This is a genomic window from Chelatococcus sp. KU-N122 (genome assembly GCF_055391085.1).
The window spans coordinates 8455786-8471558 of sequence record NZ_AP043981.1 but is presented as its reverse complement, the minus strand read 5'-3'; the positions used below and the strand labels follow the sequence as shown (position 1 = coordinate 8471558).

The 15773-nt window shown below is 66.5% G+C and carries 9 protein-coding genes; all 9 read left to right on the top strand.

From position 1 onward, the window contains the following. Positions 1 to 144: 144 nt before the first annotated feature. The 9 genes from ACZ5PO_RS38120 (at position 145) to ACZ5PO_RS38080 (ending at position 15661) form a co-directional block, all read left to right on the top strand. Entirely contained in the window at positions 145 to 2700 is a 2556-nt protein-coding gene (locus ACZ5PO_RS38120) for a glycosyltransferase (protein ID WP_464188365.1), read from the top strand. After that, complete coding sequence (locus ACZ5PO_RS38115; protein ID WP_464188363.1) at positions 2697 to 5054, top strand: glycosyltransferase; 2358 nt, start codon at positions 2697 to 2699, stop codon at positions 5052 to 5054. Before ACZ5PO_RS38120 ends, ACZ5PO_RS38115 begins: the two co-directional genes overlap by 4 nt. Then, the gene (locus ACZ5PO_RS38110; protein ID WP_464188361.1) at positions 5051 to 5761 is read left to right on the top strand and encodes a class I SAM-dependent methyltransferase; all 711 of its coding nucleotides are present in this window, start codon (positions 5051 to 5053) and stop codon (positions 5759 to 5761) included. Before ACZ5PO_RS38115 ends, ACZ5PO_RS38110 begins: the two co-directional genes overlap by 4 nt. 158 nt (positions 5762 to 5919) lie before the next feature. Next, on the top strand, positions 5920 to 7128 hold the full coding sequence (locus ACZ5PO_RS38105) for a glycosyltransferase (RefSeq protein ID WP_464188359.1): 1209 nt from the start codon (positions 5920 to 5922) through the stop codon (positions 7126 to 7128). Between the two features lie 536 nt (positions 7129 to 7664). Beyond that, entirely contained in the window at positions 7665 to 8744 is a 1080-nt protein-coding gene (locus tag ACZ5PO_RS38100) for a hypothetical protein (RefSeq protein ID WP_464188357.1), read from the top strand. A 33-nt stretch (positions 8745 to 8777) separates the two neighbouring features. Further along, positions 8778 to 9971 (top strand): calcium-binding protein, encoded by a 1194-nt coding sequence (locus tag ACZ5PO_RS38095; RefSeq protein WP_464188355.1) that lies wholly within the window; start codon positions 8778 to 8780, stop codon positions 9969 to 9971. 236 nt (positions 9972 to 10207) lie between these two features. After that, the gene (locus ACZ5PO_RS38090; protein WP_464188352.1) at positions 10208 to 12442 is read left to right on the top strand and encodes a peptidase domain-containing ABC transporter; all 2235 of its coding nucleotides are present in this window, start codon (positions 10208 to 10210) and stop codon (positions 12440 to 12442) included. After that, on the top strand, positions 12432 to 13778 hold the full coding sequence (locus ACZ5PO_RS38085) for an HlyD family type I secretion periplasmic adaptor subunit (RefSeq protein ID WP_464188350.1): 1347 nt from the start codon (positions 12432 to 12434) through the stop codon (positions 13776 to 13778). Before ACZ5PO_RS38090 ends, ACZ5PO_RS38085 begins: the two co-directional genes overlap by 11 nt. Continuing rightward, on the top strand, positions 13778 to 15661 hold the full coding sequence (locus ACZ5PO_RS38080) for a tetratricopeptide repeat protein (protein WP_464188348.1): 1884 nt from the start codon (positions 13778 to 13780) through the stop codon (positions 15659 to 15661). Before ACZ5PO_RS38085 ends, ACZ5PO_RS38080 begins: the two co-directional genes overlap by 1 nt. Positions 15662 to 15773: the final 112 nt, after the last annotated feature.

Below are 15773 nucleotides of genomic sequence, written 5' to 3'. Positions count from 1 at the left end.
TGCGCATAGTAGGAGCTGGGCCGTTCTCGTGGTCCGCGGGCGGGCCTGGACAGCTTGGACAGGATCGCCTGGCGGTTGACGGAGGGAGAGGGCGGATGCGCCGCCACGGTTCGAGCCGAAGTCCCGCAATGCGCCGGTTACGACATGGCTGAGCCGAGCGACCTCTCGGGTGCCCTGCTGAGCGCGGGCCAGCATACCGATATGCTGACGTTGAACGCCGCCTCCGCCCTGAACCGCGGCGACGCGGCCGCGGCGTTCCAGTTCGCCGATCGCCGTTGCCGCGTGTCCAGGCGCGCGACCGCCCGGGACTATCTGCTCCGCGCCGAAGCGCTCGGCCGGCTGGGAGATGCCGAAGCTGCGCAGGCGGATCTGGCGACGGCAATCCAGATGGACCCGGCCGACCCTCTGGTTGCCGTGCGCTTGCTCCGCTCGCCGGATCCGGCGGCCCGGCGACGGGCGGCCTGGGCGCTGCTCAGATCCTTGACGGCGACCGCGGCCGATCGCCAGCGCGCCGTCGAGACGCTGTTCGCCCTGGGGGAGGCGGTGGTCGCCCAGCTTTGCCGGGCCGGTGCGAAACTTCGCGGATGGGCATGCTGGTCGGGGCCGGAGGCCATCACGATCCAGTGCCGCGGCGTCGGCTTCCAGGCCTCCCGGCCGTTGCGGCGCGATCCGGCCCATCCGCTGTCCCAGGGCCAGCACGCCTGCCTGCTCGACGTCGACCTCGATTTCCTGGGGGAATGCAAGGTCAGCTTCCGCATCCTGGACCAGGACGTGCCCTATCCGGTGGAGCGGGAGCTCGGCCTTGCCCCCGAGGCCGGCTTCGGTGCCGACGAGACCGGGAAGAAGGCGGTCAGCGCGCTGATGGTCGTCGTGCCGGTCTACGAGGACTACGAGGCGACGCGCGATTGCCTGGAGTCGGTGCTGCGGCAGGACTTCGGATCCATGCGCCACCGCATCACCGTCGTCGACGACGCCAGCCCCAACCCGGCGATTCGGGAGCTAGTCAGGTCGCTGGCCGCCCGGGGCGACATCGAGCTGATGTCGAATGACGGCAATCGCGGCTTCGCCGCTTCGGTCAATCGCGCGCTCAGGCAGCGGGCAGAGGGCGAGGATGTCGTCCTCGTCAACGCCGACACGTTGCTGCCGCCGACCGCGCTCGTCCGCCTGGGAGAGGCGGCCTACGGCTCCGCCGCGATCGGCACCGTCACGCCCTGGTCCAACAACGGGGATCTGTTCAGCCTGCCGGAGAAGAACGTGGTCAATCCGATCAGCGGGCTCTCCGAGGTCGAGGCGTGGGACGCCGCGGCTGCTGCGGCGAACGGAACGGCCGTCGTCGATGCGCCCAATGGGGTGGGCTTCTGCCTGTTCATCACCTCCGCCTGCCTGGACAAGCTGGGAGGCCTCGCCGAGGGCTACGGCAAGGGCTACTACGAGGATGTCGACTTCTGCCTCAGGGCCAAGGCCCTGGGCTTCCGCAACGTCTGCGCGACGGGCGTCTACGTCGGTCACCTGGGGTCGCGCTCGTTCAGCGATGCCAAACGTGACCTCGTCGTGCACAACCTGACGGTGCTGGCGGAACGCTTTCCCGACTACAGGCTCGAATGTGCGGCCTACCTCGAGCTGGACCCGCTGCGGCCGGCGCGGGAAGCGATCGCGCGGCTGGTGGTGCCGGCCGGCGTGGACGTCCTGCACGTCACCGGGCAGGGGCCGGGCCGCGTGCTCCTGGATGAGCGGATCGCGCGCATGCGGGCGGAGGGCCGCCGGGTGGTCTGCGCGAGCGAGGAGCAGGGGACACGGCTGGCCCTCACCGGCGCTGCCGGCGAGGCGCCGCAGTCGCTGTCCTTCGCCCTGGGCGTGCCCGACGAGCTGGATGATCTCGCTTCCTATCTGGAGCGGCTGGATCCGGCGCGGATCGAGCTGTCCGACCCGCTGAGCCTGCCGCCGCCCGTCTGGGACATGCTGTCGTCGATGGGCCGGCCGATCGACTGGGTCATCGCCGACGGTCGAATTCTGGCGCCGTCGTTCAGGGCCTGGGCCGAGCCGTGCCGGATATCGGCCGATCGGCGAACCGTGTGCGAGGACTGCCTCGATGCCTACCAGGCGGCCATCGACGAGGGGCCGATCGCCGGCTTCGGTCGCCGCCTCGACCAGATTCTGTCGCTCGCGGATCACATCATCCCGCTCGATCGGGTGACGGCGGCATTCGTCGGCCGCTTTCTCGGCGCCGCCGCGGCCGCCAAGCTGCACGACACCCTTCCGGATGCCGAGCGGGCGCCGCGACCCGATGGGCCGGCGTTGGGCATCGTGGTGCCGGCGGCGAGCAGCGAGGCGACGCGGCTGATCGCGTCCCTGTCCACGGCTTTTCGCGCGCACGGGTGCGACGGCCCGATCGTCGTCTTCGGCAAGACCTTGTCCGACCTGTCGGTCATGGGCCTGGGCAACGTGTTCGTCGCCGGGCGTTACGCCGCCGACGACCTGCTCCGTGCCGGCCGGCATTTCGGCGTGAAGGCGATCGTGCTGCCCTATCGCGATGGCCTGGCGTTTCCCGATGCCCTTGCCGCGACGAGCTGCCCGCCCAAGGCTTTCTTTGATTTCTCGTTCGGCGCGGCGAAGGTCGACGGTGCCGACCTCGCCCTCGACCCCCGCCTTTGCGAGGAGCGGGCAGCCGGAGAAATCGCGCGTTGGTTCCTCGAGCTATGAACGAGATGCGGAGCGCCGTCACGCACGAGCTCACCGGCACCGGCCGAGCACCGGGGTTGCGCTGGCGGGTGAGCCTGGTCGACGGCGAATGTGTGTCCGGCTACGTCTTCGACCCCGGCGACCCTGGACGGCGCTGGGTGCTGGAGCTGACCGTCGACGGCATCATCGTCGATGTGATCCTGGCGAACCAGTACGTCGACGAGCTGTGGCGCGCCCGCGAAGGCGACGGCTGTTATGGTTTCTGGTCCCGGCTGCCGTCCAGCGAGCTGCAGGCCGAGGTCGAGGTCCGGGTCGCCAATACGCACGAATCGCTCCGCAAGTTCCGGCTTCCCGGGCGCGAGAAGGACGTCTTCACCCCGGTCGGCCAGGTCCAATGGCAAGGCGGTCTACGCCTGGCGGGGTGGCTTGGCCCGAGCCGCACGACGCCCTGGCTCCGTTTCGCCGTCGACGGGGAACCCGTTCTGGAATGCGCCCCCAACCGCTGGTCGCATGTGACCCGGGTCAGCGATCACGAGGCCGTGCCCGGCTTCGATGTGCACCTGCCGCGAGAGGTCGCCGACGGCCGCCCGAAAGTGGTGCGCGTCTTTTCGGGCCAGGGCGAGGAGCTCGGCGGCAGCCCGCTGAGCCTGATCGCCTTTCCCGACGCCCTCGCCGACGCGCTCGGCTATCCGGGCGACGAGACGGGCGAGAACGTGCGCGCCAAGCTCATCGACCGGGTCGTGCCGCAATCGCTGCCGTTCGCCGAATATGCGAGCTGGGCCAAGCGCTTCCTGCGCCATGACGGCAAGCCGGCGGATGGCGGGATCGCCATCGTCGTCATCGGCAACGCGGCCGCCGAGCTCGAGCGGACGTCGCGGAGCCTGGAGCGCCAGACGCTGAAGAACTGGGTCGCCGGCGCCATCGCGAGCCGCGACGGCATTCATTTCGAGCCGAGCGATCTGGCCGAGTTTCTGGAGACGGAGGGTCGCGACGGCGCCACCGTCGTGCTCATGCGCATGGGCACCGAGCTGGAGCCGAACGGGCTGGCCCGTCTGACCGCTGCGTTCGCAGACTATCCGGACGGCGTTCTGGCTTACGGCGATGTGACCATCGCGGGGCGGGAGGGGCGGCGCCAGCCCATCGCCTTTCCGGCCTTCGACTATGAGCGGCTGCTCGAGCAGGGCTATTTCGCCTCGCTGTTCGCCATGCGCGCGCACGCCGTGACGTCCGCCCTGCGGCAGGGCGCATCGTCGTTGTTCGCCCTGGCGCTGGCGCCTTTCGCCGCCGTCGGCCGGCCGCCGGAGGAGTTGGCCATCCACGTGCCCGGACCCGTCGCCCACATCGAGCCGCTGGTTGCCGCGGACGCGCTTCGTGACGCCGTCGCGTCCCACCTCGAAAGTCGCCGTGTGCCGTGCGTGCTCGAGGCGAGCCAGGGCCGGATCTTTCCGAGCGTGCGCGTGCGGCGGCAGGCGCCCGCTGAGCCGGTGACGTTGATCATCCCGACGCGCAACCGGTTGGACCTGCTCAGCGCCTGCATCGATTCGGTGGCGCCGCTGGTCGGGACGGGGCGGGCGCAACTGCTCGTCGTGGACAACGACAGCGACGACGAGGATACGATCGCCTATCTGCGCGCGCTCGCCGCCGATGGCGCGACGGTGGAGCGGGTGACCGGCGAGTTCAACTTCTCCCGGCTCAACAACCGGGCCGTCGAGCGAGCGACGACCGAGCTGATCTGCCTGCTCAACAACGACGTCGAGGCGCTCGACGAGGATTGGCTCGACGAGATGGCAGGCCGGCTGGCCGAGCCGCGCGTGGGCGCTGTCGGCGCCCTGCTGGTCTGGCCCAGCCGCGTGGTTCAGCACGGCGGCGTGGTTCTGGGGCAGAGCTTCGCGGCCGGGCACGCCCACACCGGATTGATTCTGGGCGATCCGGGGTATGCCGACCTGCTTCTCGCCGCGCACCAATGCAGCGCCGTGACGGGCGCGTGCCTGATGACCCGCAGGTCGCTTTATCGTGAACTCGGCGGCCTCGACGAAACGCAGTTCTCCGTCAACTTCAATGATGTCGATTACTGCCTCAGGCTGGGCCAGGCGGGCCTGCGGACCGTTTTCACGCCTTACGCGCGGCTGATTCACAAGGAATCCAGCAGCCGCGGGCCCGAGGTGACGAGGCCGAAGTCGGAACGGCTCCGGCGTGAATTGGCGGCCTTGCGACTTAACTGGTATGACCACCTCGCCACTGACATGCTCTACAACCCCATGCTCGGGCTCGATCCCGACCCATACACAGCGTTGGCTTGGCCGCCACGCGGGCTGGCGCCCCGCACGTGGGAGGCCCCGTCCGTGGACGAGCCGCTGCGAAGGACCAAGGAATGACTGCTTTCCCAGACGTGACCGCCGCGATGGCCTATTCCCCGGACAATCGGGTGCAGCCCGCGAGGATCCGGCGCGTCTTGAACGTCGGTTCCGGTCCTGCGTTTGCCGGCCGTTTGCACGCGGCGTTCCACGGCGGGGGCTGGGAGGAGGTCCGTCTGGACATCGATCCGCGGGTGCTGCCGGACCTGGTCGGGTCGATGACCGACATGCGCGGGCTGATCGCCGACGGCAGCTTCGATGCCCTCTGGTCGTCCCACAACGTCGAGCATCTCTATGCCCACGAGGTCGTTCCGGCGCTGCAGGAGTTCCGCCGGGTCCTGGCCGACACCGGCTTTGCCCTGATCACGTGCCCGGATCTTGAGCGCGTCTGCCAGATGGTGGTCGCCGACGACCTCGACACTGTGGCCTACATGTCCCCGGCCGGCCCGATCACGCCCCTCGACATGCTCTTCGGGCACTCGAAGTCCATCGAGAACGGCAACGAGTTCATGGCGCACAACACGGGCTTCACGGCGAAGCGTCTCGGCCGGCTGATCCTGCAGGCCGGGTTCGCCGAGGTTCGCGTGGCGGCCGGGCCATCCTATGATCTATGGGCCTTGGGCCTCATGCCTTACGCTGACCGCGCGGCGGTGCACGCGACGCTGATGGGAACGGCGCAGGCGCGCTTGGCGGAAGCGATCGAAGACGGCTCGGACACGGCGCCGTAGCGCTGCGCCCGGGCCGATCGAGAGTGGACGGACGGCACGAGGCAGACCGTCCGACCGTCTCGAACCATCTCTGTGAGCAGAGCGCTCGGCCAGCCCGTGCCCGCGACGATGGGCGCAGGGAGCTGCACATTCACCCACGCGAGCCGGCTTAGGTCCTGATGAATGTTCTGTTCGTACACAATAATTTCCCGGCTCAGTTCCGACACGTCGCGCCAGCCCTCGTCAAGACCGCCGGCGTGCAGGTGGCGGCTATCGGCACCTGGACGGCGAGAGACGTCGAGGGTGTAAGGCTCGAGCGTTATCGGGCCGACGGCCCCTCGTCCCAGGCCCACACGTTCGCGCGACGCTTCGATTCGGAGTGCCGCCGCGCCGAGGAGGTCATCTACGCCGCAACCAAGCTGCGCAGCAGCGGCTTCGAGCCGGACGTCATCGTCGGCCATAGCGGTTGGGGCGAGACCCTGCCGCTCCGGGAAATGTTCCCGAAAGCCAAGATCGTCGTCTACAGCGAATTCTACTACCGCAGTCGCGGGCTCGACGTCGGCTTCGATCCCGAGTTCCCGTCCTATGGCGTCGACGGCATGGTCGGCCTGAACGCGCGCAACGCCTCGCAGCTGCTGGCTCTCGCCGACGCCGACATCGGCATCTCGCCGACGGAATGGCAGCGCTCCACCTACCCGCCTGAGTTGCAGACCAAGATCCACGTCGTGCACGAGGGCATCGATACCGCGGTCGTGGCCCCCAATCCCGGCGCGGCGTTCCAGCTGGCCTCCGGCCGTCGGCTCACGCGCGCCGACGAGGTGGTGACCTTCGTGTCACGGGCGCTCGAGCCGTTGCGCGGCTTCCACGTCTTCATGCGCGCGATTCCCGAGATTCAGCGGGCGCAGCCGAAAGCCGAAATCGTCATCGTCGGCGACACCGTCGCGCCCTACGGCCTTCGTCCGCGCGGCAACCAGACCTGGAAGGACCTGTTTCTCGGCGAGGTGGAAGCGCGGCTCGACATGAGCCGCGTCCACTTTGTCGGTCATCTGGCATACGAGCATTATCTCTCGCTTCTCCAGATCTCCAGCGCCCACGTCTATCTCACCTATCCGTTCGTCGTGTCGTGGTCGTTGCTGGAGGCCATGAGCGCGTGCTGCGCCGTCATCGGGTCCGACACGCCGCCGGTGCGGGAGATTCTGCGACGGGGCGAAGGCATGCTGGTGCCCTTTTTCGATTCCAACGCGCTTGCCGCCCAGGTTGTATCCGTTCTCGAGAAAGGCCAGGCGTTCGATGGCATGAGGCAACGGGCGCGCCAGCGCATTTTAGACGGCTATGACAAGGCCGCGGTTTGCGTGCCCCGCTTCATGTCGCTGCTCACGCGTTTGTGACGATCGGCGTTGGCTGCTTTTTGAGCAAAGCGATCTGACCGGCGCGCGCGAGCCATTTTTGCCCGGATTTTAATCTTTCGAAAAATGCTATTGGATTCAGTTAGTTGTGATGGGCGCTCAGGCCGAGCAGGGTGCGTTGCTGCAAAGGCCCGGGAATGAAACTACTTCGCCGCACATGTGTCCCCTTCAGGGATGTTGCGTTGCAAAAAACAATCCGCGCGCGCTTCGAGGGCGATCTAGAAGAATTGGTTTGAAAATGCGCTGCAATTCGCACGGAAAGCATGAGAATTGAATACTTGCCGTCGATTTTTTTTGCGCCACAATTGAATAAACGCTACGAGTTAACAGCCGAAGCATCCGATTTCTGGCCGAAAAACATGAAATGATCGTCTCTTGAGCTGATTTTGACTAGAATATGACGCTTGCGTCTCTAAGTCGGGCGGAAAAATGGATTGACTCGGCCCTGTCGTTACGGCTAGTGTCCCGGCATATTCGGACTATGTCGCGATGCGGCAGCGAAAAGACGGGGGCACTGAGTGTTCGACGTGGGGGCACAGCGGCGGACGGTCGTATCGGTCGAGCGCGGGCTCTACGCGCTCCGTTATGCCTCGTGCCCCGACGCATCGACGGCTCCTCGCGTGACCTTCGCGCCGTCGCAGCAATCGGCGGGCGTCATTCAGATCGTTCCCGCGCCGGGCTACAGGGCGGGTGAATTGACGGGGCCGGGCGAGGTGGCGGTGATCATCGCGGCCGGGTCCGGTACCTTGGATGTCTTCGTTCATCCGCGGTATGCCGGCGGTCCGACGGATTCAAATCTTGCCCTCGAGCGGCTTGGGCCCAAGGTCGGTGCCCCGGGTGTCGCTGCGGCTCCTGCTCCTTCGTATCAGTCGGCGGTGGCTCCTGCTCCGTCCTACCAGCCTGTCGCAGCTTCGCCTGTCGTGTCGGCGCCGCGGGCGGTGGCGGATCGGAATGGGGCGGCCCAGCCTGTGATGCCTGGGCCGGTCCTGGCGCGGCTTCTGTTCCATGTGTCCCGCCGCGGCGATGTTCTTGGTCAGCTGGGCGAATGGGTCGCCGGCCCGGCCGCGCCTGCGCCCATCGAGGGGCTGCAGATCGACCTGGCGCCTAATTCTCCGTTTCGGCTGGAGTACCAGGTGCTGCTCGCCGGCTTCTCTGAGGGGTGGTCCGCCTGGATGCCGGCCGGCACGTTCGCTGGCACGCGGGGGCGGGCTCGGCCGTTGAACGGCGTTCGCTTCCGGCTGGCGAGTTCCGGCCCGGATCGTTACGAGATCGACGCCGAGGCGCTTTATCTGGGGGCGTCGATCGACCGCAAGTCGGGGGCGGAGCTCGAGTTCGTGGCGCCGTCGCCGCGGGATGCACTGGTTGGGCTTCGGTTCGCGCTGACAAGGGCGCAGCCGGAGGTCGCGGCCGCTCCCCCGGTGTCGGCTGCGGCTCTGGCGGGTTTCGGCGGCTCGGCTTCGTCGGTCGCGCCGAGTGTCTCTGGCCCGGCGGGCGCATCTTCTCCCTCTTCAGTTTTTGCTGCGGCTCAGAACTTGCCTGCGGCTTCGAATTCGGATGGTGGCCGTATCAAGGTATTCCGCGCGGCCGGTGTTCGTTGAGACTCCTGTGCATTTCAAAATCGGAGTTAAGTAATGGCAACATATGATCTGACTACGGCTCAGCTTGAAGACCTGGTACATGCGTCGGGCCCGACGGACGTGGCGGCGGCGACGCTGGCGGCGCTCCAGGCCAACGGGGTGTACACTCCGGGTACCGATCATGTGGTTGTGGCCGAGGGTGGCGCCGGCGTCGGGCAGGAGTTTACCACCCTGTCGTCGAACGCGATCTTCCTGGGCGGCGGCGACGGCGGCACGGCTGACAACTACCGCATCGACGTCGTGCTCACGGACCCGGCCGGTTCCTACCTCAATGGCGGCGACGTAGACTATTACGGCGTGCTGGCTTGGGGTGAGGGTCCGGACACCGTCCAGGGCGGCTCGGGCGACTTCCAGACGCTGGTCGGCTGGCAGGGTGACACCCTGATCACCGGCACCGGCCACAACCAGATCGCCGAAGCCCACGGCGGCGCGACCGCTTACGTCACCGACGGCAACATGGGTGCCTCGGCGGTCGGCTCGAACACCATCTTCGGCGGCCTGAACGAGGGCGACTCCTCGGTGCTGCTGTCGTACGCCGGCAGCAGCGGCAGCGTGCTGCAAGTGTTCCAAGGCAACAACACGCTGTTCGGCCAGAGCGGCGCGGACACGCTGATCGGTGGCGCGGGACAGGACGTCCTCCTCGCCGGCATCGCGGATGGCGCTCACGACCTGCTGGTCCTGGGCTCGGGCGGCGGCCAGGCTCAGGTGGTGCAGGGCAACAACGTCCTGGTGAGCACCGGCGGAGCCGACTCGCTGTTCGGCGGCGCGGGCCAGGATACGCTGTTCGGCGGTGGCCAGAGCTACCTCTTCGCCGGCACGGGCGGCAGCGATCTGTTCGGTAAGGGCGGCGATACGCTGTTCAGCGGCTCGGGCAACGACTACCTGCAGGTCACCGGCTCCGAAGCCGGCACGTTCTACCTCTCCAGCTCCGATACCGGCGGCGGCAACGACACCGTCATCGGCGGCGAGGGTGACGATCAGTTCTTTGTCGGCAGCAACGGCAACGACACGATCATGGGCGGCGCCGGCAACGACACCGTCACCTTCTACAACTACACCGCCGATCAGGCGACGATCACCCACAACGAGGACGGCAGCACCATGTACCAGTTCGGTACGGGTGATACGGCGCAGAGCGTGCTCGTCTACGACGTCCAGAACATCGTCTTCAAGTCGTCGGGCTCCTGAGCCTCGCTCAGCACGTGATCGTAAGAAATGGAGCGGGAGGCCGAGCGGCCTCCCGCTTTCTTTGTCTCGGGCGGCCGGCAACACATAATCATGAGAGTGCTGGCTTGGCTCGTCTGCTCCGCGTATGCTCGTCCACATGCGGCTGCGTGTAGACATGGTTCTGCCGCCGATGGATCGTGCCTCTCGGGAGCCATATTGTTCGGCGACTTTTCTATGCCGTGGCTGAGGAACCGATGATGTCTGATGTGCTGGACAGTGATCAGTCGAACGCAAGTCCCGCCGATGACCGTGGCAGCTCGCTCTTGCAGAGCTTCATCCTCGCCGTGCGGCAGATCGGCGTTCACCTCGACGCCGGCGACATCATCCGGGATCATGCGCTCCAGTCCGACGACCTGACGGCCGCGGACCTGGTGTCCCTGGCCGGCAAGTACGGGTTTCGCGCCAAATCGGTGAAGCTCGACTGGGCGCGCGTGCTGAAGCTGCGCGAGGCCTTGCCGGCGATTGCAGTGCTCAAGAACGGCTATTCGCTGGTTCTCATCTCGGCGCGCGAGACCGCCGGCGCCTCCGAGGTCGTCCTGAAGGATCCGGCGGTGCCGGACGCGCCGATCCTCATCGACCGCTTTCAGTTCGAGGAGGCCTGGACCGGCGAGATCATCCTCCTCCAGCAGCGCTATAAGGCGGAGGAAGTCGAGAGGCCGTTTTCGTTCGGCTACGTCGCCTCGCTCGTGTTCCGCGAGAAGGCGATCGTCCGCGAAGTCGCCATTGCCGCCATCTTTCTCAGCTTCCTGGCGCTGGCGCCGATGCTGTTCATCCGGCTGCTGCTCGACCGCGTGCTGCACCATCACTCCTTGTCGACGTTCACGGCCCTGTGCATCGGCATGGTGGTTCTCACCCTGTTCGAGATGGTGCTGCTGGCCGTCCGCAAGACCCTGATCCTTCATCTATCGGCGAAGGTCGACGCGCAGCTGTCGCTGCGTATCTTCCATAAGGTCCTGCGCTTGCCGATGGACGTATTCGAACGGACGCCGGTCGGAATCATCATTCGGGACATCTCGGAGGTCTGGAAGATCAGGACGTTCCTGACCGGAACGCTCCTGGGCACGGTGCTCGATTCCTTCACGCTGTTCGTGTTCCTGCCGGTCATGTTCGTGATCGACTTCTGGCTGACGCTCGTCGTCGTCGGCGTCGCCATGTTGATCATGCTGTGGATCGCGATGATGCTGCCGGTGTTCCGGCGCCGGTCCATTGCCGCGATGAAGGCCGAAGGCGATCGCGGCGCTTTCCTCGTCGAGACCTTGCAGGGCATGCGGACGGTCAAGACGCTGTCGCTCGACGCACGTCAGCGCCGCCGCTGGGATCATCTGGTCGCGTATGCAGCCCGCACCCGCCTGTCGGAGGGTCTGATCGGGAACCTCATCGAGACGGTGGTCATCCCGCTCGAGCGTTTCATGCAGTACGGCACCATCGCCATCGCCATCTATCTCGCCGTGGCCGGCGGCGACGCGGTTCAGGCCGGGTCCGTCATGGCCTTCTATATTCTGGTCAGCCGTGTCTGCGCTCCGCTGCGTGGGCTCGGGTCGCTGCTCCAGCAATACGACCAGACGCAGAGTGCCGTGGGCATCGTCAGCGCCCTTATGAACAAGCCGGACGAGGAAGGGCGAACGGGACACGGCGTTCGCGCTCCGCTCAAGGGCGAGATCGAGTTCTCCAACGTTCGTTTCCGTTATCCGGGGGCGGTCAGCAACGCGCTCGACGATGTCTCGTTCTCGATCAAGCCAGGGCAGACGCTCGGCATCATGGGGCGAAGCGGATCGGGGAAGACGACGCTCACCCGCGTGCTCCAGCGGCTGCACTCCGACTTCGAGGGCCTGATCAAGATCGACGCCATCGACATCCGCGAGTACGAGGTCGACCATCTGCGCAGGTCGCTCGGCGTCGTGCTGCAGGACAATTTCCTGTTCAGCGGCACCATTCGCGAGAACATCTCGATCACCAAGCCCGACGCCACCTATGAGGAGATCGTCACGGCCGCGCGGCTCGCGGGCGCCGAGGAGTTCATCGATCGCCTGCCGCGCAGCTACGAAACCATGATCTACGAGGGCTCGTCGAACCTGTCCGGCGGTCAACGGCAGCGACTGGCGATCGCACGCGCGCTGATCACCAATCCGCGCGTCCTCATTCTGGACGAAGCCACCAGCGCCCTGGATCCGGAGAGCGAAGCGATCATCAACGCCAACCTGGCCAAGATCTGCCAGGGCCGGACGGTGATCGTCATATCGCACCGGCTGGCTTCGCTGACGCGCTCCGACCGCATCCTGGTCATGGAGAAGGGGGGCGTGAACGATATCGGCACGCATGAGGAGCTGCTGGCTCGCTCAGAGATCTACAGTGATCTGTGGTATCAGCAGAATGGCCACATCACGCAGAGCGAACCGAACCTCCGCCTGCTGAGGGGCCGCGATGCAGCGTGAGGCCGCGACCGATCAGGTTATCCGCCGCTTCCAGTCGGAGACCGACAGGGTCATCTATGGCGCCGGTCCGGCGGGGTCCGGATACGTTGTCTGGGCCATCGTTCTCCTGCTGGGGGGCAGCCTGGCGCTCTCGACGGTGCTGACCTTCGATCGCGTGATCGAAAGCACCAAGGGCAAGATCGTGACGACGGAGAGCCTGAGGACGATCCAGTCGCTCGATCCGGCCATCATCAAGACCATCAATGTCAAGGACGGCGAGCAGGTGGCCAAGGGCCAGCTGCTGGCGACACTCGATCCCACGTTCGCAGCGGCGGATGTCGGCCAGCTCGAGCAGCAGGTCGCATCGCTGGATGCCCAGATCATTCGCGCCGAGGCGGAACGAAAGGGCGAAGCGCCCAAATTCCCGGCGCAGGTGTCCGCCGCGATGGCCCCCTATGTCTCCCTGCAGACGAGCCTCCACAAGCAACGCGTGTCCCAGTACAACGCGCAGGTCGACAGCTACACACAGAAGATCAACCAGGCTCAGTCCACCGTGCAGCGGCTGCAGGGCGACGAGGCGCGCTACAAGGAACGCGACAAGATCCTGAAGCAGGTCGAAGGAATGCGGGCGACGCTGGTCGAGAAACAGGCCGGCAGCTTGCTCAATCTGCTCTCGGCGACGGATCAGCGGCTCGAACTGCTGCGCACTCTGGAAGCCGGCCACCAGCAACTGTCCGAAGCGCGCCACTCCCTGGCCGGCCTGGCCGCCGACCGGGATGCCTTCATTCAGCAGTGGCAAGGCCAGTTGAGCCAGGAGATCGTCACGGCGCGCAACTCGCGAGACACGGCGCTCTCGCAGCTGTCGAAGGCGAACCGCAAGAAGGACCTCGTCGAGATCCGGGCGGCCGAGGATTCGGTGGTCCTCAGCAAATCTGACCTCTCGGTCGGCTCGGTGCTCAAGATCGGCGATGTGCTGATGACGCTGGCGCCGCTCAATGCACCTGTCGAAGCGGAGATGGAGATCGCGTCCACCGACGTCGGCTACGTGCGCGCCGGCGACCGGTGCACGATCAAGGTCGATGCCTTCAGCTACGTTTCGCACGGCGATGCCGAAGGCAAGCTGCTCTGGATCAGCGAGGGCGCCTTCACGACCGACGATACCGGCAAGGCCGTGCCGGCCTTCTACAAGGCGCGAGCCAAGATTACGAAGATGAACTTCGTGCAGGTGCCGGATTCGTTCCGGCTGATACCTGGCATGACGTTGACGGCGGATGTCCACGTTGGCACCCGGACCCTGTTCCGCTACCTCACCGACGGGATGAGCCGCAGCATCTCCGGAGCCATGCGGGAGCCCTGATGCTTGAATCCATGCGGGCCAAGTGGGCTTTGCGCGGCCTTGCCAAGGGCGATCGCCTGAAGGCGGCGAAGAAGCCTTATGCCGCCTACACGGCCTATATGCAGGCTGCCCGGGCCGGCTCGATGGAGGCCAAGCTGCGCCTCGCGGACATGCACGAGAAGGGCGAGGGAACGCAAATGAGCCTGCCGCACGCCCTGGCCTGGTACCAGGCGGCGGCGGAGCAGGGCTCGGTTGCCGCGCATCACAACGCCGGCAAGTGCCTGATGAAGATGGAAGGGCTGCCCCGCGGCATCCGGGCCTGGTACGTCGCAGCGAGCGAGAAGTCGCCTGAGCGGGCGAGCGAGCTCGGACGCATATTCGGGATGCGCGATAAGGGCGAGGACGTGTTCGCTCTGGCCCGCGAGCATCTTCAGGTCGCAGCCGAAGCGGGCCATGCGGACGCGGCCTTTCTGCTGGCGGAGCTGCTCTCCCGGGGCAAAGGCGGCGCTCAGTCGGACGAAGAGGCGATCCGGTGGTTCACGGTCGCGGCCGAGCGGCGGAACGCGGGTGCTGCCTACGGCTTGGGAGAGATTTATCGCCTCGGAAAAGGGGTCGAGAAGGACGAAAAGCGGGCCCTGAGGTGGCTTCGCCGGGCCGGCGACCTCGGCCATGCGCCGGCGCAGGCCACCGTCGGGCAAATGCTGATGCAACGACAGAAGCCCGAGCACGAGGCCGAGATCCTCATGCGGCTGACTGCGGCCACCAAGCAGGGCTTTGCGCCGGCCCATTTCCTGCTGGCGGCGCTGCACGCGGCCGAGAAAGGCGCGCACTACGATCTCATCAAGGCGCAAAATCACCTCTATCAAGCGGCAAAGGCCGACCATCTTCCCGCGATCATGCGCTTGGCCGAGGGGCTGAGCGGCGACCGATGGGGGCAACCGGATCCGATCGAAGCCGCCAAGTGGTTTCGCAAGGCGGCGGACGCCGGCGACAAGAATGCCCAGTTCATCGTCGGCCGCATGTATGCCACGGGCGAGGGTGTTCCCAAGGTGATCGCCACCGCCGGGCGCTGGTTCCGGCGCGCCGCCGACAACGGCCATGCCGTCGCTCAGTTCAACCTGGGCATTCTGCTCGAGCGCGGCGACGGGGTCGACAAGGACCCGGTGGAGGCCCTGAGCCGCTTTCTGGAGGCGGCTAAGCAGGGCCTGGATGTTGCGCAGTTCAAGGTGGGCCTGGCCTACCTGCAAGGCAGCGTGATCGAGCGCGATCAGGCCCTGGCGGCCAAATGGCTCGAGTGCGCCGCCGACCAGGGGCATGCGGAAGCCGCGACACTGCTGGCCCAGATCTATGCCCGTCGCGAGACGCCCCCGCCGGACATCAAGAAGGCAACGGTGCTTCTGGAGAAGGCCATCGCCGCCGGTCACGCGCCCGCCATGACTCATCTCGGGACGATCCTGCTCAGGACTCGGGAGGGAGCCGCCAAGGCGATCGAATGGTACCGGGCCGCAGCCGAGGCCGGCCAGATCGATGCCGAATATGCGCTGGCGATGCTCTACCTCTCAGGCAATGTGGTGCCGGTCGATATCGAGAAGGCGCTTCATTGGCTGGGCCGGGCGGCGAACCACGGCCACGTCAATGCCATGTTCCAGCTCGGCGTGTTGTACTGTGCCGGCGACAAGGTCCCCCGCGATATCCAGAAGGGAAGCGACTACTACCTCGCGGCCGGGCGGGCCGGTCACGTCGTGGCGAAATACAACTACGCCATCCTCGTCTCGAGGAAATATCGCATCAAGGGTAACGACGAGATCGCCCGGCAGTTCATGCAGGAGGCCGCCGACGCAGGCCTGCCCGAGGCCAAGGCTGCGCTGGAGGCCGGTGCCACCGTCGTGGCCCAGGCGACCTAGAGCATTTCCCGATCAGAGAGAAGCGCTCCAGGCTGCCGATGAACTGAGGGCCGGACCGTTCAGGCGCAGGTGCGATCGAGCGCCTTCCCAGCTGATGGATGCATCGACTTGA

Bases quoted from the DNA above. Each gene is read 5' to 3' on its own strand.
- ACZ5PO_RS38120 (WP_464188365.1), top strand. From the start codon at position 145: ATGGCTGAGCCGAGCGACCTCTCGGGTGCCCTGCTGAGCGCGGGCCAG.
- ACZ5PO_RS38115 (WP_464188363.1), top strand. From the start codon at position 2,697: ATGAACGAGATGCGGAGCGCCGTCACGCACGAGCTCACCGGCACCGGC.
- ACZ5PO_RS38110 (WP_464188361.1), top strand. From the start codon at position 5,051: ATGACTGCTTTCCCAGACGTGACCGCCGCGATGGCCTATTCCCCGGAC.
- ACZ5PO_RS38105 (WP_464188359.1), top strand. From the start codon at position 5,920: ATGAATGTTCTGTTCGTACACAATAATTTCCCGGCTCAGTTCCGACAC.
- ACZ5PO_RS38095 (WP_464188355.1), top strand. From the start codon at position 8,778: ATGGCAACATATGATCTGACTACGGCTCAGCTTGAAGACCTGGTACAT.
- ACZ5PO_RS38090 (WP_464188352.1), top strand. From the start codon at position 10,208: ATGTCTGATGTGCTGGACAGTGATCAGTCGAACGCAAGTCCCGCCGAT.
- ACZ5PO_RS38085 (WP_464188350.1), top strand. From the start codon at position 12,432: ATGCAGCGTGAGGCCGCGACCGATCAGGTTATCCGCCGCTTCCAGTCG.
- ACZ5PO_RS38080 (WP_464188348.1), top strand. From the start codon at position 13,778: ATGCTTGAATCCATGCGGGCCAAGTGGGCTTTGCGCGGCCTTGCCAAG.